The sequence below is a fragment of the Virgibacillus sp. W0430 genome, assembly GCF_051846935.1.
Lineage (GTDB): Bacteria > Bacillota > Bacilli > Bacillales > Amphibacillaceae > JBPYCR01.
This window is the reverse complement of the sequence record NZ_JBPYCS010000014.1, coordinates 35,116-54,891: the sequence shown is the minus strand read 5'-3', so window position 1 is coordinate 54,891 and position 19,776 is coordinate 35,116. Positions and strand designations below refer to the sequence as shown.

The window sequence follows — 19,776 nt, the reverse complement described above, 5'->3', positions numbered from 1 at the left end:
ACAACACATCATTTTCAATTATAAAGTCTACCAAGGAGACTAAGGTCATTTGGTAGACTTCCGTTTAATTCATGGCAAAAAAACCGACGCTATTATTCGTTTCACTTACGTCGTACCAAATAGTCAAGCAACGATAGCAAATATATTTAATACACCAATAGTATTGATCTCATTTCCAAGAAAGGTGAAAGTAATGAAAAAAAACATACATATTATTACAACAGGGGGTACGATTGTTAGTAAGCCATCTAATTCTTTAGGAGCGAAACCCTCATTGTCCGGTGAGGACTTAATTCAAATGATACCTAAGGCACATTCTCTTGCTGAACTTACTGTCCATAACTTCACAAAAATTCCAAGCACTGAAATGACAATCGAAGTAATGTATCAACTAGCTCAAGAAATCGAGCATATGCTAACAAATGAAGATGTAGACGGAATTGTAGTTACGCATGGAACAGATACAATGGAAGAAACAGCATACCTGCACGATTTAGTATTGAAAAATGATAAACCAATCGTATTTACTGGAGCAATGCGAACGGCTGCCAGTTTGAGTGCTGATGGTCCAATGAATCTACTGCAAGCGATCATGGTTGCCTCTCACCCAAACTCAAAAAACTATCCGCCATTAATCGTTATGAATGACGAAATTCACTTAGCTAGATACAGTATGAAATTTCACGCAACGTCAAGCAGTTCATTTCAATCATTGGATTGTGGACCTGTAGGAATCATTCGTGAGGAAAAAATACACTATTTTTATGAAGCTATGCAGCAAAAACAAATACGCCCAGATGATCGTTTAAAAGCCCAAGTCGAAATCATAAAAGTAGCCGCCGGATCAAGCGACCTCTTTTTGCAAACAGCAATTGAACATAAACTTGATGGAATTATTATTGAAGGAACTGGTGCCGGTCATGTTCCTCCAGCATGGGTGACAGCAATTGAAAAAGCAATTCAAGAAGGTATAACCATTATAATGGTCCCTCGTTCCCCAGCAGGCTATCCCCTCCATCAAACATATGGAATAAGAGGAGGCGAAATCCACTTACAAGAGCTTGGTGTACTATTCGGGCACTCAAACGCACAAAAAACAAGGATTTTTCTAACGTTAGCACTTAGTGCAGGTTGGAAGAAAGAAGAAATAAAAAAGTTCTTTCAAGAAAAATAGCAGACAGACATAGTTACGGCCACTTAGATGAGTGGCCGGTTTTGGTTGGGGGTATAATATAATTTTATTAGTAATGTATATGAATGAATTTCATAATTCCAAGTCCTTACAGGGCAAGGGTTTGAAAACTTAAAAAAGAAGTACCTCTCCAAATCTTGTATAATGGTAGTTGACTACAAACCATAGACTAGAGGGACACTCCCTATGACCATTACACGTCAACCTAGCTTATGTAGCATTCAACAACTATACGATATGGAACCTACCCAAAAATACGATGCAATCATTTCAACAATTGATAGGCATGCCGAATATGATTATGAACCGATCTTTAAACATGTGTACAGCTCCAGATCGGGGATCAAAAGCTTGGGGAATTATCTATAATTGACGTGCAGCCGTTGATCCTGCAGGTAAAGCAACAGCCTCAACTAATTTTAAAGTTTTGGGAAAAACGTTTAAAATTAGTTGAGGCGTTGCCTGCGGAAAGCGGAGTGGATCCGGATGGAACACAGCAGACACCAATCTCGCTTTAAATGTTTAAGTGGATATTAAAATTCTGTTCTTTTGTGATTTTTTAAAAATGGCAATGATGAAATGGAGGACATTATGAAAATTGTAATTGCACCCGATTCCTTCAAAGGAAGCTTATCTTCTCTACAAGCTTCAAAAATCATGAAACAGGCAATAAAAAGTGTTATCCCATCTTCAAAAATAATAACAAAGCCAATGGCTGATGGAGGTGAAGGCACTCTTGGCGCTTTACTAACTGCAAGACCAGGAAAATTAATTCCAATATGTGTATCTGGACCGCTAGGAGAGCCGATTTCCACAACCTATGCAATAATTGAAAACAATACGGCCATCATTGAGTGTGCAGCAATTTCCGGGCTTGTTCAAGTTCCCGAAGAACAAAGGAATCCTGATAATACAACTTCCTATGGAATCGGTGAAGTGATTAAAGACGCTTTAGATAAAAACTGTACGGAACTCATCATCGGATTAGGAGGAAGTGCAGTTAATGATGGTGGACTTGGCATGCTGCAAGCTCTTGGATTAAGAGCAAAAAATGACCAAGGAACTGCTGTTGGTCATTTTGGTAAGGACGTACACGATGTCACCTATGTAGATTTTTCAAAAATCGATCATCGTTTATCTAACGTTTCCATTAAAGTTGCTAGCGACGTCGATAACCCACTTTGTGGAAAGCTTGGCGCAACGTTTATTTACGGTCCACAAAAAGGTGCTACTCCTGCCCAACTCAAACTTTATGACCGTTCAATGAAGCGCTATGGATCTTTAATTGAAGCTGCAACAAATAAATCGCTGATGAACTACCGTGGAGCAGGCTCAGCTGGTGGTCTCGGTTTCGCATTGCTTTCACTTGGAGCACATCTTGTATCCGGTGCGGAACTATTAGCGAAAGCAATGCAGGTTGAGGAAGAAATTAAAACAGCTGATCTAGTGTTGACAGGTGAAGGACAAAGCGATGAACAAACATTATACGGAAAAGCTCCTGGCTATATCGCATTTATAGCTCAAAAACATAAAGTTCCCGTCGTTTTACTATCCGGCAGTCTATCAGGCGATTTAAACGTATTGCGCCAAAGATTTTCTGGTTGCTTCTCCATTACAAATAAACCACTATCCCTTACTGAATGCATGGAAAACGCCGATACGTTACTTTATGAACAAACAAAGCAAGTAATACACTTAATACATACGCTGTGGAAAGTTTAAAGTTGGCAAAATGTTAACGTGTAGTTAACAAATTTTAACTTAGGTGGGATTGGACTGGTAAAAGGAAATTTTTTATAAAGAAAAACAGATCTACGCATATAAATAAATTCAAGCACAATAAAAGCAAGTAATTTTTTAAACGACATGTAAAAATTGTATACATTACTTGCTTTTTTGAATCAGTCTTTAGCAGCGTTGAATTAATAAAATACCTGTGTCATTTATAACGACTACCATATTAATCTCTTATCAAATTGACTCCTCTCATAATTAATTCAGCTTACTATTCCACAGTTCTTCCCCACCTATTAGAACTCTATTAATGTCTATATTATTATTGAAAATTAAGATATCCGCATCTTTTCCAATGGCAATACTTCCTTTATTTTTATCAATTCCCATAACTTTTGCGGGCGTATAAGTCATCATTTTAACCGCTTCATGAATAGGTATTTCTGCAAATTTCATCATAGTACGAACTACCCTATCCGCTGTTGCTACACTTCCCGCAAAGGATTCACGACTTTTTAGCTTGGCTACTCCATCTTCAACTATTATTTCTTGTCCGGTGTCTATATTTCCTAGAATGTATTTTCCCTCTGGCATTCCTGCAGCTCGCATTGAATCGGTAACAAGGCAGATTTTATCGGGGCCTTTTATTTTATAAATTAGTTTTAATAGACTGGAAGGAAGGTGGATACCATCACCTATTACTTCTACAAACATGTCATCAATTAAATAAGAGCTTTCTACAATTCCCGCATACCTATATGCATTTATTCTTCTTACCATTGACATCCCTGAATATAAATGAGTAACAAGGGTACACCCTACTTCAAATGCTTTTTGGACATCTTCATACACCGCTTGGCTATGACCAATTGAACATACGATATCTAATTCACGTAATTCTTGCGCAAGCTCCATCGCACCATTTCTTTCTGGAGCAATTGTCCATCGAACTATTACATCCTTATACTTTAATATTTCCATATATTCATCCCGATCAGGATCACGAATATACTTTGGATCTTGAGCACCTCTTTGTTCATAGGCAAAATATGGCCCTTCTAAATGCAGTCCTAAAATATTCGGCCCTTTATAGGAGCTTTTTTTCAACTCTCGCATATTGTCTAAAGTCGAAAAGAGATTCTCTTTTGTACTAGTTAAAGTAGTTGGAACAATGGTGGTTGTTCCATAAGGTAAATGAGCCTTTGAGCCTTCTATCAAAGCTTCAATAGTCCCATCCATAAAATCATGTCCCCCACCGCCATGTGTATGAATATCTATAAAACCTGGGGAAACATAATCTCCTTTCGCATCAATTACGTTATCGTTTTTATTAATGTTAATGTGACCATTATCTTTTATCTCAATAATTTTACGATCTTTAATAGCCAACTCACCATGAATTATACGCTCTGGAGTAATAATTTTTGCATTTTTGATGATAATCATTTTATCTGCCTCCAACATTTTGTATTGAGGAGAAAGAGAGGAATAAAATTAGCGACCTCCCCTCTTTCTATAATTTATTGGATCAAGGAAGCAGACTCTTCATCCAAGTACAGGGTCCAATTAGCATGAGTTTTAAGTATCGTGGCTGGAACCATATTGTTCACATCTTGTTCTAGTGTTTTCTTTACCGATTCAGCCTTCACTTTATAAGGTACACACGAAATTATTTCTTTACTTTGCAATATTTGATGAACCGTCATTGTAATAGCTCTATCCGGCACTTCCTCGATACTGTTAAACCAACCTTCCCCTACTTGTTGATTCTTACATGCGTTATCTAGTTCAACTAGAATATAAGCATCCCTCGTTTCAAAATTAGCAGGGGGGTCATTGAATGCGATGTGTGCATTTTCACCAATACCAATCAAAGCTATATCAATGGGAGCTTTCCGAACCTCATCGGTTAATTTTCGAATATTTTCCTCTACATTTCCCTCACCTACAAAGTGAGCTTCTTTTAAGTGAACTTTGCTTGTGAATCTTTCCTTAAGGTATTTTCTGAAACTTGCATTATGTGTCTCAGATAAATTCACGTATTCGTCTAAGTGAAACATTTCAACTTTTCCCCAATCTACGGGTTGCTTAACTAGTTCATTAATTGTTGTAAGCTGTGAAGCGCCGGTGGAAAGTAATAAACGAGCTTCGCCTTTTTCCGCAATGATTTGCTTCAATCTGTCAGCTACATACACCGCTGCTTTTTTTCCAAGCTCTTGATCATTTTTAGTAATTTGAATATTCATCTTTTCGTACCTCCAAATATTATTAATTAAAGTTTATGGGCTTATTACACTTGGTAGCCATAGAGAAAACTGAGGGAACATTACTATAAGTATTACAACAATAAGCATTACTAAATAAAAAGGCAGCAACGCTTTAATTGACTTTTCTATCGGAATGTCAGCAATTGCACAACCAACAAATAAGGATGTACCAACTGGAGGGGTACATAGACCAATCCCTAATGTTATAACCATAATTACTCCGAAATGAATTGGATCAATTCCCACACTAGTCGCAACTGGCAACAAAATAGGGGTTAATAATAAAATTAAGACACCCATATCCATAAACATTCCTAGTATTAGCATTAGTAGAATTAGCAATAGAGTAATAACATACGGATTTTCTGATATTGTTAAAAAGAATTCTGAGACCAAACTAGGAACTCGTAAGTAAGCCATCACATATCCAAAAGCTGATGAAGTTGCGATAATAGCGACTATCATTCCTAATGTTTTGGAAGAGGATATTAAAATGTTTTTAATCTTTGAAAATGACATATTCTTATATACAAAAAAGGTAATGATTAATGCATAAACCGCAGCAACTGCAGCAGATTCTGTAGCCGTAAAAATTCCAAATATAATACCACCAATTATTATTATGGCTGTTAAAACACCTAAACTCGCATCCCATGCTATCTTAATTGCTTCCCGAAAAGAATACCCTCTTCCTTTTGGATAATTTCTTTTTAAGGCAATTAAATAAGTGACAAACATCAAACCTACACCTAATAATATTCCAGGTATAATACCAGCGATAAATAATTGGCTAATCGATAGTCCACCAGCCGCGAGAGAATAATAGATCATATTTTGACTAGGAGGAATTATAACACCTTGAACGGATGATGTTACGGTTACAGCAACACTATAATCCTTATCATACCCTTGTTTTTTCATTGCCGGAATAAGCATAGAACCAATTGATGAAACATCTGCTACCGAAGATCCAGAAACACCGCCAAAAAACATACTGGAAGTGACATTAACCATAGCGGTTCCTCCACGTATTTTACCGACTATAACTCCTGCAAATTTCATAATCTTATCGCTTATTTCCCCATCTGTCATGATCTGTGCTGCTAATATAAAGAAAGGTACCGCTAGAAAAGTAAAATTATTTATACCGCTTATCATGTTTTGAAACAACAATAATAAGGGGATATCAAACCAAATTGCTGTTATAACCGATGAAATCCCTAACGAAAATGCTATTGGAACACCAATAAACATAAGAACAAACAGTAAACTAAATAAAATTAATGCTTCAGTCACTTTTTACATCACCCTCCATTCTCACGGGTTTTATTAGCGCCACTAAATGCTGTACCGTGTATAGGAGAATCAGCAAACCAGAAATCATCATAGGCAAATTAATAATTGATCGAGGTAATCGAGAAACTGGAAAGCTCTTTCCCTGCGCATTGATCATCATTTCAAATCCATAATAAACCATCAATACAGCAAACAAAAAGAGTAAAATATACTTTACAACATCTAAGCCTTTTTGCAATTTTCTACCTAATTTTGAGTATAAAAATTCAAGAGCAATATGTTCTTTTGATCTTATTAAAATCGCAATAACTAAATAGCCATACCATACTAACAATATTAAAGTAATTTCCTCTGCCCAAACTAAAGGTGAATTAAATACATATCTTAGTACTACTTGAATAAATGTGATGACTAACATTACTGAAAGTATTACACCAAGAACAATATTGATTAAAGAGGATAGTTTACTAATTAGTTGATTCATTTGAACACCTCTATTCGCTTCAATATAGAAGCAATGAGCTAACTCATTACTTCTATAACTGAAGGAGATACATTGTAATTAGTTAGTATTCCTAACTCGTTCTATTAAATCGCTTAACTCTTGGTATTCATCATAAATAGGTGCTACTGCATCCTGAAACTCTTGAACATCTACTTCGTAAATTTGTGAACCAGCTTTTTCGACTTCAGCTCTAAATTCATCTTGACTTTTATTCATTTCTTCTCTTTCGAAAGCAATCGCTTCTTCTACAGCTTCAGAAATGGCCTTTTGTTGTGATTCATGTAAACCTTCCCACAACTCTAAATTCATTATTACTAGAGCCGGAGGACTTAAGTGGCCATCCAATGAATAATGCTTAGCAGCTTCATAGTGTCCAGAAGTATAGTAACTAACAAAATCATTTTCAGCTCCATCTATAACACCTGTCTGAAGTCCAGAAAACACTTCACCATAATCCATTGGAGTTGGAACTGCACCTAGTAATTCAACCATTTTAATTGATGTTTCAGAGGATTGTACTCTGATCTTTAATCCTTTCATATCGGCAACTGACTTAATTGGTTTATCTGTTGTATAGAAATTTCGTGAGCCCGCTTCCAAATACCCAAAGCTGATCAATCCATGCTCTTTAAACTTTTCAGTTACTTCTTGTCCGATTTCTCCATCTAACACTTTGTATTTATGGTCTTGATCTGTAAAAATATAAGGTAATGTAAATACTGCTAACTCTTTTACAATCTCTGCAACCGGTACGGAATTGACACGCGCCATTTCCAATGCTCCATCTTGTACTTGATCAATGTTTTCAGTCTCTTGCCCTAACTGAGCGTTTGGGTAAACTTCTATTTTCACAGATCCATTTGATTTTTCTTCGGCTAATTCAGCAAATTTCATCATAGCTATTGTAACTGGATTATTATCTGGCTGATTTTCAGCTAACCGCAAAGTAACCGGTTCGATAGCCTCATCTGCTTCTTCATTCGTATCCTCGGAACTTTCATTATTTGCTTCTGATTCTTCTTTTGTATTTGTAGATGTTTCTTCATTTCCACCACACGCTACTAATAAAGCAAATAAAGCAACAAACAAGAACAAGCTAAAAATTCTTTTCATTATAATACCTCCCGAATAAAATTGTTTTAGATCTATTTTTTAGCTTACTTCGATATTTTTTTGGTAGACCACCTCCTAAGCATTATGGTATTTGAAGTGCCTTTTCTCTAAAGTTGTATCACCTGCAAACATCTTGTGATTTCATTTTTAATCTTTCTAGTATTTCGTCCTCTGTACAATTTGAGTGATCACCTTTTAATGAGTGTTTTAGTATTCCTGCCATTGTACCGAACTCGATAATTGCTTCATTTTGCCATTTTTGTAATATGCCGTGCAAAACACCAGCTGCAAATGCATCTCCTGCGCCTATCCGCTCTTCAACAGAAAATTCAATAGGTTCTGTTTTAAATAGACGATTATTATTAAACAAAAAACCTTTAATACGATTTTTAGATGCCGAAATTACATCTCTTTTCGTGCTTAAAAAATACTCTACCCCATAATCGTTTTGAAATTTCTGATAATAATTAAGTAATTTTTCTTCGGAAAACACCTCTTTATTGCTTATGTGACCTTCAATAATAGTTGAAAAATCTTGGAAACCTGCAAAACAATAATCTACATATGGTAAAATCCTCAAATATGATTCTCTTGCTTGTTCAACGGTCCATAATTTCTTTCGGTAATTAAAATCAAAACTGACTTTAACTCCCATTTCTTTTGCACGTTTGACAAGTCGTAAAACAAAATCATCAATTTTTTTACTTAATGCACAGGTTATGCCAGTAACATGAATGGTCGATACACCTGAAAGAATAGTGTCAACATCTAGCTCTTCCGTATTAACTACTTCATGAATTGACGAATTTTCTCTATCATAAATCACATTAGAAGGCCGCATAGATTTTCCTTCTTCATAATAATATATGCCCATTCTGTTTCCGGCTTTTACAATTTTTTTCGTGTCAATATAATGACTTGATAAACCTGATAAAACTCTATTACCTATATCGTTTTTTGGAACTGCGGAGCATACTTGTGTAGATTGCCCTAAATGACTTAACGCTATTGCTACATTTAATTCTGCTCCTCCTAAAGAAATGTCTAAAGAATGCATTTCTTTTAATCTAGTACTATGTGTAGGTGATAATCGCAATAAAATTTCGCCAAACGTTAGTATGCTACTCATTTTTCCATTCCTTTATTCGATTTAAAAATAATTTACTTTTAATAGTTATTTCATCAAAGCTATCTTTATTATTTCTATTGGTTATTTCGCCACCGACACCAATCATCGTTGCTCCCTTGTCAAGCCATTCTGTAATATTTTCAAGATTAATACCACCGGTCGGCATTATATTGATATTAGGAACTGGACCTTTAAAAGTATTTATGATAGATGATTTATATATATTACTTGGAAACAGTTTTACGACATCAACACCATATTCAATAGCATTCATACACTCCGTCAGTGTCATACACCCTGGCAAATAAGGAATAAAATACCGGTTACATAACTTCGCTATTTCCTTACTAAAGGTGGGGCTTACAATGAATTGTGCGCCACTGAGAATCGCTATTCTCGCAGTTTCACTATCTAAAACTGTTCCAGCTCCAATTAATTTATCGGGATTGTCCTTCCTATAAAACGAAATAAGATCCGATGCTCCGCTATTGGAATATGTAACTTCTATCATGTCTATTCCACCAGAAATACAAGCATCAATTATCTTTTTTCCCTCTTCATAAGAATCTCCTCTTATAATTACAACCAATTTCTGTTCAAACATTTGTGACATGATTTTTTGTTTTATCATTGTTGGATCCCTCTATTCATTTATTCTTTTTATAAAACTAGATCCAAATTTTTATCACCTAATATTATTAATAGATTTGACCGTATCAATAATTCCATTTAAATATGTTGCACCTAACGCCCTATCATATAATCCATAGCCAGGTCTACCTGTTTCTCCCCAAATCATTCTGCCGTGATCCGGCCGTATCGGTCCATTGTATCCGCTTTCAATTAATGTATTAATAACTCCGACCATATCAATTTCTCCATCTCTGGATAGATGGGATGTCTCTTGGAAAGAACCGTTTCCTAATCTTTTTATATTTCGTGCATGAACAAAGTGAATTCTTTCAGAGACTTCTTTTATAAATTGAATTAAATTAATATCAGGATTAGCTCCATAGGAACCGGTACAAAATGTAATACCATTATTAGGGCTATCTACCTCGGATAATATATTTTTCACATTTTCTAAATTCGTAACAACTCTTGGTAAACCAAAGATAGGCCAAGGTGGATCGTCCGGATGAATTGCCATTACTATATTTTCTTCTTCTGCTACAGGTATAACTTCTTTCAAGAAATATATTAAATTATTCATTAGCTTCTTTTCGCTTATCTCTTTATATTGATCAACTACACTTCTTAATTCATCTTCCTGATACGAAATATCCCATCCAGGTAAAATGAATTCTCCATTAAATAGATCAACATCATTTGTAGACTTTGCATCAAATAATAAAGAGTTAGAACCATCCGGTAGAGGCGCATGCAAATTTGTTCTCGTCCAATCAAAAACTGGCATGAAATTATAACAAACTACCTCTATTCCTGCGTTCGATAAATTTCTTAACGTTTGTTTATAATTGCTAATCCATTTGTCTCTCGTTGAACGTCCAAGCTTAATATCTTCATGTACTGGGACACTTTCTATAACTGTTAATTCTAGGTTCTTATCTTCAATAGATTGTACTAGCTTCTTTATTGCAGTTTCAGACCAGACTTCACCTACGGGAATATCATAAATGGCGGAAACAATACCCTTCATTCCTGGAATCTGCTTAATATTCTCGAGTGTAACCTCGTCACCTTCACCATACCAACGAAAACTCATTTTCATCTAACATCACCTCCCTTAAATCGTCATTGACGTAAATCCGCCATCTACATTCACCAAAGAACCAGTAACGAAACTGGAAGCATCATGAGAAGCTAACCATATAGCTACGCCTTTTAACTCCTTTGCTTCTCCAAAACGCGCCATTGGTGTGTGCTTTATAATAGATTCTTTTCGGTCTTCACTCAGTATTTTTTTGTTTTGTTCAGCAGGAAAAAATCCTGGCACAATTGCATTTACTCTTATATTATATGGAGCTAACACGAGCGCTAAAGATTTTGTAATACTGTTAATCCCTGACTTGGATGCAGAGTAAGTAAACACTTTAGATAGTGGTGTTTCCGATGAAACAGACGAAATGTTAATAATACTCGCTGGATGCTTTTGATCAATCATTTTTTTTGCAAACGACTGACACGTCATAACTGTCCCTTTTAAATTAACATCCATTATTTTATCCCATTCTTCCATGTTCAGTTCTAAAAAAGGAGTTGGACTATTTGCTCCTGGTGCATTCAGTAATACATCCACATTTTCTGTCCATTCATAAATTGAATTCACTAGATGATCAATCTCACTTTTTTCTAGAACATCACAATGAAAAAACTTACATTTCACGCCTAGAGATTCTATTTTGTTCACAACTTTTCTACCTTTTTGCTCATCTCTACCTGTAATTGCCACGTTGGCTCCATGTTCAGCCAGCCCGATTGCCATTTCCGAACCTAATGTACTTGTTCCACCCGTAATTACAGCAGTATATCCTGTTAAGTCAAATAAGTTCTTCATCACAGTTCCTCCTTTCATTTATTTAAGAGCTGTAAATGCTTACCTATATGGGTTATTAAGGCTGCAGAATACGTTTCCTCTTCATCGATTAAACACTTGTAAATCTTATCTTTATAAACATATTCGCTACCTTCTTTATACGATAAAATCAGCCCATATGTAATGTGTAGCAGTTGTCTTGATGCATCCTCATCCATGTATTGAGGTAATTCATCATCCTCTCGCTCGCTTAACGAAGGTATACTAGATAAATCTGGATTAATATCGTAATATTTTAAAGCTTCTTCTATATTATTGAGAGCAAATGCATGCAATTCTCGATAAAGACCTGGTTCCTTTACTGCAATTACTCTAATCGCTTCAAGCCAATTTGTTCCTGCTGTTTTCACGTGGAATAAACCCTTTGTATGTTTTGTAATAATGGGAAAAACTTTAAACTTATCGCTGCCGGAATGTATGCTTAATTTATAATGAAAATGATCAGCGATATCTGCATGTTGTTTTAACTCTATATTAAATTGCTCTATATCTCCTATGTAATCAATCCCCTTTTGGAATTCTCCACAAAATCTAGGTGCTAAACTAGTTAGTTTAACATTTCTATCTTTTAATTCATTCGCTACGAAGAAATGTTCCATCGGAGTTGTAATAGTTCTCGTTTCGTCAATGGATAATTCAAAGTCTATGTCTCTATCTACGGGTGAGATATATGTTTTATAAATATACGCTACAAAATCTAATGCCTCTTGATATACGAACACCGCTCTCATAATTGTTTCTTCAGAAAAGTAAATGTCTGTATCATTTATTTTGAAGGTCTTATGCAAATACTTTCCAAAATAATATTCTTGATCTTCGGCACTTAACTTGCTGTAGTCCTCTTTTAATTCAAATATTTGTTTACTAGAGTAATTTTGTTTTATCTGATCTGAGCAGTCTAAAGTAATCATTGAATAGCCAAGATCTAATGCTTCTTTCACGTGTTCTTCTTTTTTAATATGATCTGCATCAGCTCCAAACCCACCAGTATATCCTTCTTTCAATACCGCAAAGCTGGCAGCATCAATGATATCTGTCATTGTTCTTCCAGTTAGATCGAGTTCCCTAATACTCTGTTGTGCTAAGACTGGTTTAATACTTTTTCCACTTGTCACTTCAATATGACCAGTAGAAGCTAAACCAAGTCTATCTCCCAATCCTATTGTTGCCACTTTATTTCCAAAAGCTTTTGGTTTTGTATACTCCAGAAACGAATTAATTATTCGTCTATTTTCATGCGAGGTTCTGCATTTTTTTGTCTTAGTTCCAACTTTTTCTCCAATCAAATTGTTGTACAGGTCTCCTGTACCCGAAATCAAAATAAAATCTATTCTATTTTCTTTCACCATAATCAGTACATCGTTCTGATACTTTAGAAATGACTTTGTATATACTTTAATGTTTTTCTCAGTATTAGTTGGACAAACACCTTGCTCTAATTGCTTCACAACATCCATCATCTTTTAACCCTCCTAATTTAACCGCTTTCAAAATAGTGTTATTTCACTTTTCTTATTTTATAGAAGAATTTCTTACGATAAGACTCGGCTTAAAACGATAAATCTCACGTGATAAATTTGACTTTTTTTCAATTTTGTCTAGCAACAATTCTGCTGCTTTCTTCCCCATTTCAAATGTCGGTTGCATAATGGTCGTAATAGATGGTGTAAATAGCGATGCATATGGCACTTCATCTATTGTAACCAAGCCTATTTCCTTGCCCAATACATATTCATTCTGTTTTATAAAACTTAAAATTTCTACGAGCGTTAAATCGTTCCCCGAAATAATTGCATTCGGAGGAATAGTAAGTTTAAATAAATTTTCTAGTTCTTTTTGCATACGATTAACCGGTACACTTTTAATGTATTGCGTATCTACTGGTATGCGATGCTTTCTTAGCGCGTTTTCATAGCCTCGTACTCTCTCCAAACGAGGTGTTATATTCGCATTTAACGGTGTTGTCATTATTGCAATTTTGTCATATTTGTTTTCCAATAAATGATCTACTGCTAATTCTGAAGCCAATTCGTTATTTAAAAGAATAGATTCATTTTCTACTTCATCAAGTAGTCGATCGAGAAATATAATCGGGTATTTTTGATTAATGAGCCGACGATATTCTTTAGCATTCTCCTTCATCGGAATTACGATAAGTCCATCCACTTGCTTAGATAAAAGAGTTTCAATATAGTTCAATTCTTTCTCAGGATCATTATCAGCATTACAAATTATTGTTGAAATCCTACGTTCATGACAAACATTTTCTATTGATCTAATGACTTGTGTTGAATACGTATGAAGAATGTTTGCAACAATCACTCCAATTGTTGCTGTGTTTTTTGTTTTCAAGCTTCTTGCGATAGCATTTGGTTGATAATTTAATTCAATTATTGTTTTTTCAATTCTTTTCTTCGTTTCTTCACTCATGTAATCATATCGTGCGTTCAAAAACTGAGAAACAGTGCTTTTAGAAACACCAGCTTCACGAGCAACATGGCTTATAGTTACTTTCCCACGCATAATCATCACCCACTAAATCGGTTTACTAATTCGGTTTAGTAACATCATACATTATCTGAAAATAAAAAACAACAGTATTTTTAAAAAATACTTAATTAGCAGAAAATTGTTAAGGCAATTAATACTTTTCCAAGCGATATACTTGAACGCATTTGAATTACAATTTATACAAAAATTTTGTATGAGTAAAATGTTTGTGGGGGAACAGATGCACGAATCTAACTAGATAATATGTGATCAATTTTACTTCGAACGATATACACATGAATAACATCGTTGATGTTCACTGCAGGTGGATGCTTTCCGCGGGCACGGCTTCAGCCTCCTCGGAAAGCGTAGTGTATATCTACTGCGGTCGGTAGGAATCAATACTAAAATTAACGAATACAAAGAGCGGTTTTTTAACTTCTTAAAATATCACCCACAAATACGTAACTCAATCAAAAATTTTCGCATTATTGACAACTGTATAATTAATTGCTAAACTATCATCTAATCTAAATACATAATTTCCACCTTTTTTATTAAACAATTGTTTTCGTAACTGAAGCGTATATTCAATCCCTCTAATTAATATTCTTCTTTTTCAAGCTAAATTAAGGAAAGCTATTACAACACATTTCAATGATCAACTTTACAGCAATACATTCTTTAAAAATACATATACCACTTAGGAGGATTAATTTGAACAGTAAACGATTAAAAATCAGTTTTTTATGTTTTACCTTAATTATTGTTTTGCTCGTTTCAGCTTGCGGTAACGATAATAGCAGTAGTGGCGAAAAATCAGGTGAAACGCTCTCTGGTGCTTTTGCTACTGGAAGCTCAGGGGGAGCTTATAATTTAATTGGCGGAGGTATGTTAAAGGTTATAAATGAGAACTCTGAAAAGATTCACTTGAACGCTACCACCCCGCCTTCTGTTAGTCAAACACCTCAGTCACTTGAAGACGGACAAGCAGTCTTAGGCTTAGGTATGGTTGACATGATGGAACGAGCGATGGCTGGAGAAGGCGAGTTTGATACTAAGTTAGAGAAGATACAGCCTGTAATGGCCTTATACGACAATGTTATGTCAATTGTTGTATTGGAAGACTCCGAACTTACAAACGTGAACGAATTAAAAGGATTGAAAGTAGGGGTGGCATCCGAATCAACAAAAGATGCAACTGCAGCACTTCTTGAAGAAGCCGGCATAAGTGAAAGCGATATTACGTGGGAATACCTACCATACACTGAAATGGTAGAAGCGATGAAAGATAATAATATCGATGCAGGTATTTACACAGCCTTTCCGAAAAGCGGTCTTTTGGAAGAACTCGCTAGTACAAGAGGGATAAAAATATTAGATATTGATAAAGAAGCTACAGACTCTTTTAACGAAAAACATCCTTTATGGGCTACTACTAAAATACCAAAAGGCACATACCCTGGTGTAGATGAGGACAAATATTTCTATTCTTATTACACTGTATTATACACACATAACGATGTATCAGAAGATCACATTTATGAGATTACAAAGAATTTAATTGAGAATAATAGCGAAGTTGCAGCAGCTCATCCAGGCGGTGAATCCATTACACTAGAAAAAAACGCGGAGTATATTGAACGTGGAATTATTGATCCAGATAAACTGCATCCCGGTGCCAAAAAATATTTCGAAGAAAATGGTGTCATTGAATAATTAATAAAAGCTCAAGGCAATAAATTGGTTTACTATAAATCATTTATTGCCTTGCTTTCACTACACGGTTAAAATTACAACAATGAAATGGAGTGATGATCCTGTTTAGCAACTCTATATTCCAAAACGATAAACAAAAAAGAGCCTTTCAAATTACAATAACTGTGGTAGCCGTGATTTGGGCTTGTTTTCAATTATACACTGCATATTTCGGTATTTTTCCGATCTTACAACAACGTTCCGTACATTTGCTATTTGCTATGGCTATTATATTTATTATTTATCCGTTTGGAGCAAGCGAATCACTAAAAGGCCAATTTAGTATAGGAAAAATCGCATTAATTATACTAACAATTATATCTCTTGGTTATATCGTTATTAACCATATGGACATATGGACACAAACAGGACGGATAACACCAGCTCAAATTATTATTTCGTTAATTGTCCTTCTTCTTATTCTTGAAGCAACTCGACGAACAATTGGTTATTCCCTTCCAATTATTGTCCTTATTTTTATTGGATATGCGTATATTGGAAATATGTTCAGTGGTGCTCTCCATCACAAAGGATATAATACAGCTGAAATTCTACGTTATCAAATAATGGGTGTCGAAGGGGTATTCGGAATTGCTCTAGGAGTTGCATCAACCTTTGTCTTTTTATTTATTTTGTATGCTGCGGTATTGAATATTTCTGGAGCAGGCGATATTTTCATCGATTTGGCAAAAGGACTAGTAGGAAAAGTGCGTGGAGGTCCAGCAAAAATATCGGTCATAGCAAGTGGACTGTTTGGTTCTATATCTGGAAGTGCGGTTGCCAACACAGCAGGCACAGGAAGTTTTACAATTCCTTTAATGAAAAAGACAGGATATTCTTCTCGTTTTGCAGGAGCAGTAGAAGCCGTTTCGTCTACAGGCGGACAATTTATGCCTCCGATTATGGGAGCGGCAGCATTTTTAATAGCCGAAGTATTACAAATCCCTTTTTGGGAGGTTGTAATTTCTGCCGCTATTCCTGCGATATTGTTTTACGTTTCTGTTTTTATTGTCGTTGACGTAGAAGCAATTAAAAAGAATGTAAGAGGTTTGGAAAAAGATGAGGTTCCCAAAATAACAAAGACTTTGTCAAAAGGATGGCATTTATTACTATCGCCATTAGTCCTTGTCTACTTATTACTTATTGTTCAATTATCCCCTATGAAAGCTGGATTCTGGGCAATTGTTGTTACGATCTTATCTACTTTTATAAATCCGAAAAACAGAATGAGCATTTCTAGTATCATTTTATCAATGAGAAAAGGGGCTATTGGTGCGCTTGAAACTACTGTAGCTTGTGCTTCTATAGGAATAGTTATAGGAGTCATTATGCAGACTGGCATTGGCTTTCAACTGTCGTCCTTGCTTGTAAATACAGCAAATGGAAATCTGCTGTTATTATTACTGCTAACAATGCTTGCTTCTCTCGTTTTAGGAATGGGACTACCAACCGTTGCAGCCTATTTAGTGCTAGGTGTAATGGTCGCTCCTGCTTTAATTCAATTAGGTGTAAACCCATTAGCTGCACATTTGTTTATTTTCTATTTCGGTATTATCTCAGCAATTACACCACCTGTAGCACTTGCATCAATCGTAGCAGCTGGTATTTCCGGTGATCGGCCAATGTCCACTAGTCTTACCGCGTTACGCTTAGGTGCACCCGCTTTCATTTTACCGTTTATGTTCGTTTTTGAACCAGCATTAATTCTAAAAGGATCCATAACAGTTACGATTATCAGTGTCATTACAGCAATTATTGGATTGTTTTCTTTAGCGTTTGGTTTACAGCAGTTCTTTATCCGCAATTTAAAACTAGTGGAAAGTGCATGCTTTTTAATTATCGCCATTTCGCTTATCTTTCCAGGGTACATAACAGATGCAATTGGTATTATCGCAATGCTATGTTTAATGATTTTTATAAAAGTTACTACAAAAGACAAAGAAACACGCCTATCTTCAATCGTTTAATCATTTATCCACCTCAAAAAAGCCAGCAACCACCTCTTGTTTTCTATCCGTTCAAATGCCAATAGCGAGATAAGCATAACTCGTACAAGCATTTGAACTTTTTATTTGCAGAACGTTTTTCATGGAAAAATATTTTTCAACCTTATGGATAAGCTATACGTATACGAATTGGAAAGGGGCAAAAAAATCATATGTCAAAAGACAAAAATAAGACAAAAACGAAGAATAAAAGCAAAGAGGAATTAAACGCCATGAAAAACGATAACAAATATAAGCGCAATCGTCCCCCAGGGTGAGGATGAGGATCGATACTAGTTATGACTTAAAGTAATTTTTACACACATGATTCAATTTCATAATTGCCATTTTTAACACATCACAAAAGAACAGAATTTTAAAATCGACTTAAAAATTTAAAGCGAGATTGGTGTCTGCGGTATTCCATGCGGATCCACTCCGCTTTCCGCAGGCAACGCCTCAACTAATTTTAAAGGTTTTTGCCAAAACTTTTAAAATGGATTTTTTCGCTGTTACTTTTCCTGCAGGATCAACGGCTGTACGTCGATTATAGATAATTCCCTAAGCTTCTGATCCCAAAGCTGGAACTGTATATCTTCGAAGATCTTTGGTGATCTTCACCTTAAATACTTTTTGACAAATGCCTTCAGTAGCCAATGGACAATCGATACATTTCTTAAAGATTGTGTATTTCAAGGTCTCGTATTTGGAACCATAGCTATCATATCGATAAGAATGCTCTCTGAAACAGGTAGGCGCAAAGTGTTTATCGAACCATAAGGGTTCAAAGCTAGGTTGACGTATAATGGTCATAGGAAGTGTCCCTCCAGTCTATGGTTTGTAGTCAAACTACCATTGGAGAGGTACTTCTTTTTTTAAGTTTTCAAACCGGTGCCCTGTAAGGGTTTGGAATTATGAAATTCATTTCACTACATAAGTACTAATATTTTATCATATGAACGAGAAAATCCCCTTTCCAACTTACTTAAAGGGGATTTTTAAACAAAATTTTAAGCAATCATTATGGTGGTTTATGTAAGTAAAAGCCACTATTTTAACACTTTTGCTTACATAATCATTCAACAAAGCTCCGAAGCACTTCATCGACATTTGTAACTGTTGCATACGCATTTCCGAGCGTCATTAATGCGTACTCGTGTATTTCTTTCGTAAGCGCGCCAACCGTATCCTCAGGAATAAACACTTCATACCCATAATCAGCAGCAGAACGAACACAATTCTCCACACATTCGTTTGTTAGTACGCCCGTTACAATTACATTTTTAATTCCTAAATTGTTTAATACATAATCAATGTTCGTTGTTCCAAATACGCCAGAAGCGGTTTTACTCAATACGATTTCCGTATTCAAAGGAGCGATTTCTTCAATAATGTCAGCCTCTTTTGTTCCTTTTTTCACATGTATATTTAAGCGTTTATGGCTGAGACTTCGATCTCTCCCATTGACTGTTAATGATTCAATTTTAGAATAAATAATTTCAATTCCATTCTCCCTGCAAAATTGAAGCAGTTTTTGAAGCGAAGGAATAATCGTTTTCTCCACACGATCATAATAATAGTCTAAAATAGAGGGATCCTTTATCGTATCCGCTAAAATTCCATAGCCTCGTTTCGTATCAAAATATTGCATATCTGTTATAACAATTGCCGTTTCGCTTTTTTTAATTTGCGGCATATGCTTTTGATTCCCATATAAATGCATAAGCTTGTTCAGTTGCTCCATTCGTCA

Annotated in this window: 16 protein-coding genes and 1 pseudogene; 4 read left to right on the top strand and 13 right to left on the bottom strand. The window is 35.4% G+C overall.

Annotated features, from left to right (window positions below; translation table 11 throughout):
- Positions 1–49 precede the first annotated feature (49 nt).
- A complete protein-coding gene (locus tag ACLIBH_RS09065) occupies positions 50–1,174 on the top strand; it encodes an asparaginase (RefSeq protein WP_439316386.1) in 1,125 nt (374 codons plus the stop codon).
- A gap of 609 nt (positions 1,175–1,783) precedes the next feature.
- On the top strand, positions 1,784–2,914 hold the full coding sequence (locus ACLIBH_RS09060) for a glycerate kinase (protein WP_439316385.1): 1,131 nt from the start codon (positions 1,784–1,786) through the stop codon (positions 2,912–2,914).
- A gap of 270 nt (positions 2,915–3,184) precedes the next feature.
- Here the strand turns inward: ACLIBH_RS09060 and nagA are convergent, their stop codons facing one another.
- The 11 genes from nagA to ACLIBH_RS09005 all read right to left on the bottom strand — a co-directional run bounded on the left by nagA (position 3,185) and on the right by ACLIBH_RS09005 (position 14,316).
- On the bottom strand, positions 3,185–4,372 hold the full coding sequence (nagA, locus tag ACLIBH_RS09055; protein ID WP_439316384.1) for an N-acetylglucosamine-6-phosphate deacetylase: 1,188 nt from the start codon (positions 4,370–4,372) through the stop codon (positions 3,185–3,187).
- 74 nt (positions 4,373–4,446) lie between these two features.
- Positions 4,447–5,172: a glucosamine-6-phosphate deaminase gene (locus ACLIBH_RS09050; RefSeq protein WP_439316383.1), complete on the bottom strand. Its 726-nt coding sequence runs from the start codon at positions 5,170–5,172 to the stop codon at positions 4,447–4,449.
- A 33-nt stretch (positions 5,173–5,205) separates the two neighbouring features.
- Complete coding sequence (locus ACLIBH_RS09045) at positions 5,206–6,489, bottom strand: TRAP transporter large permease (RefSeq protein WP_439316382.1); 1,284 nt, start codon at positions 6,487–6,489, stop codon at positions 5,206–5,208.
- Positions 6,482–6,973, bottom strand: coding sequence for a TRAP transporter small permease (locus ACLIBH_RS09040; RefSeq protein WP_439316381.1), 492 nt, complete (start codon positions 6,971–6,973; stop codon positions 6,482–6,484). The genes ACLIBH_RS09045 and ACLIBH_RS09040 overlap by 8 nt, the downstream gene beginning before the upstream one ends.
- Positions 6,974–7,051: 78 nt before the next feature.
- The gene (dctP, locus tag ACLIBH_RS09035; protein WP_439316380.1) at positions 7,052–8,107 is read right to left on the bottom strand and encodes a TRAP transporter substrate-binding protein DctP; all 1,056 of its coding nucleotides are present in this window, start codon (positions 8,105–8,107) and stop codon (positions 7,052–7,054) included.
- Positions 8,108–8,225: 118 nt separating this feature from the next.
- Complete coding sequence (locus ACLIBH_RS09030) at positions 8,226–9,236, bottom strand: PfkB family carbohydrate kinase (RefSeq protein ID WP_439316379.1); 1,011 nt, start codon at positions 9,234–9,236, stop codon at positions 8,226–8,228.
- Positions 9,229–9,867, bottom strand: a complete 639-nt coding sequence (locus ACLIBH_RS09025; RefSeq protein WP_439316378.1) for a bifunctional 2-keto-4-hydroxyglutarate aldolase/2-keto-3-deoxy-6-phosphogluconate aldolase — start codon at positions 9,865–9,867, stop codon at positions 9,229–9,231. The genes ACLIBH_RS09030 and ACLIBH_RS09025 overlap by 8 nt, the downstream gene beginning before the upstream one ends.
- A 54-nt stretch (positions 9,868–9,921) precedes the next feature.
- Positions 9,922–10,968 carry a mannonate dehydratase gene (gene uxuA, locus ACLIBH_RS09020; RefSeq protein WP_439316377.1) on the bottom strand — a complete coding sequence of 349 codons (1,047 nt, stop codon included), beginning with the start codon at positions 10,966–10,968 and terminating at the stop codon, positions 9,922–9,924.
- A 15-nt stretch (positions 10,969–10,983) separates the two neighbouring features.
- Positions 10,984–11,754: an SDR family oxidoreductase gene (locus tag ACLIBH_RS09015; RefSeq protein ID WP_439316376.1), complete on the bottom strand. Its 771-nt coding sequence runs from the start codon at positions 11,752–11,754 to the stop codon at positions 10,984–10,986.
- A 14-nt stretch (positions 11,755–11,768) separates the two neighbouring features.
- Positions 11,769–13,253, bottom strand: coding sequence for a tagaturonate epimerase family protein (locus tag ACLIBH_RS09010; RefSeq protein ID WP_439316375.1), 1,485 nt, complete (start codon positions 13,251–13,253; stop codon positions 11,769–11,771).
- Between the two features lie 52 nt (positions 13,254–13,305).
- Entirely contained in the window at positions 13,306–14,316 is a 1,011-nt protein-coding gene (locus ACLIBH_RS09005; protein ID WP_439316374.1) for a LacI family DNA-binding transcriptional regulator, read from the bottom strand.
- Positions 14,317–15,000: 684 nt separating this feature from the next.
- Here ACLIBH_RS09005 and ACLIBH_RS09000 point away from each other — a divergent pair.
- Together ACLIBH_RS09000 and ACLIBH_RS08995 are read left to right on the top strand one after the other, a co-directional pair.
- Positions 15,001–16,002: a TAXI family TRAP transporter solute-binding subunit gene (locus ACLIBH_RS09000; protein WP_439316373.1), complete on the top strand. Its 1,002-nt coding sequence runs from the start codon at positions 15,001–15,003 to the stop codon at positions 16,000–16,002.
- A 95-nt stretch (positions 16,003–16,097) separates the two neighbouring features.
- Positions 16,098–18,008: a TRAP transporter permease gene (locus ACLIBH_RS08995; RefSeq protein ID WP_439316372.1), complete on the top strand. Its 1,911-nt coding sequence runs from the start codon at positions 16,098–16,100 to the stop codon at positions 18,006–18,008.
- Between the two features lie 582 nt (positions 18,009–18,590).
- Here ACLIBH_RS08995 and ACLIBH_RS08990 read toward each other — a convergent pair.
- Both ACLIBH_RS08990 and ACLIBH_RS08985 read right to left on the bottom strand, forming a co-directional pair.
- Positions 18,591–18,800 (bottom strand): annotated as a pseudogene (locus tag ACLIBH_RS08990) (IS5/IS1182 family transposase); the annotation flags it as partial.
- Positions 18,801–19,101: 301 nt separating this feature from the next.
- Entirely contained in the window at positions 19,102–19,770 is a 669-nt protein-coding gene (locus ACLIBH_RS08985) for a cysteine hydrolase family protein (RefSeq protein WP_439316371.1), read from the bottom strand.
- Positions 19,771–19,776 lie beyond the last annotated feature (6 nt).

Coding starts and splice junctions, on each gene's coding strand:
- ACLIBH_RS09010 (WP_439316375.1), bottom strand. CDS start 13,253: ATGATGGATGTTGTGAAGCAATTAGAGCAAGGTGTTTGTCCAACTAAT.
- ACLIBH_RS09040 (WP_439316381.1), bottom strand. CDS start 6,973: ATGAATCAACTAATTAGTAAACTATCCTCTTTAATCAATATTGTTCTT.
- ACLIBH_RS08985 (WP_439316371.1), bottom strand. CDS start 19,770: ATGGAGCAACTGAACAAGCTTATGCATTTATATGGGAATCAAAAGCAT.
- ACLIBH_RS09050 (WP_439316383.1), bottom strand. CDS start 5,172: ATGAATATTCAAATTACTAAAAATGATCAAGAGCTTGGAAAAAAAGCA.
- ACLIBH_RS09015 (WP_439316376.1), bottom strand. CDS start 11,754: ATGAAGAACTTATTTGACTTAACAGGATATACTGCTGTAATTACGGGT.
- dctP (WP_439316380.1), bottom strand. CDS start 8,107: ATGAAAAGAATTTTTAGCTTGTTCTTGTTTGTTGCTTTATTTGCTTTA.
- ACLIBH_RS09005 (WP_439316374.1), bottom strand. CDS start 14,316: ATGCGTGGGAAAGTAACTATAAGCCATGTTGCTCGTGAAGCTGGTGTT.
- ACLIBH_RS08995 (WP_439316372.1), top strand. CDS start 16,098: ATGATCCTGTTTAGCAACTCTATATTCCAAAACGATAAACAAAAAAGA.
- nagA (WP_439316384.1), bottom strand. CDS start 4,372: ATGATTATCATCAAAAATGCAAAAATTATTACTCCAGAGCGTATAATT.
- ACLIBH_RS09060 (WP_439316385.1), top strand. CDS start 1,784: ATGAAAATTGTAATTGCACCCGATTCCTTCAAAGGAAGCTTATCTTCT.
- uxuA (WP_439316377.1), bottom strand. CDS start 10,968: ATGAAAATGAGTTTTCGTTGGTATGGTGAAGGTGACGAGGTTACACTC.
- ACLIBH_RS09030 (WP_439316379.1), bottom strand. CDS start 9,236: ATGAGTAGCATACTAACGTTTGGCGAAATTTTATTGCGATTATCACCT.
- ACLIBH_RS09025 (WP_439316378.1), bottom strand. CDS start 9,867: ATGATAAAACAAAAAATCATGTCACAAATGTTTGAACAGAAATTGGTT.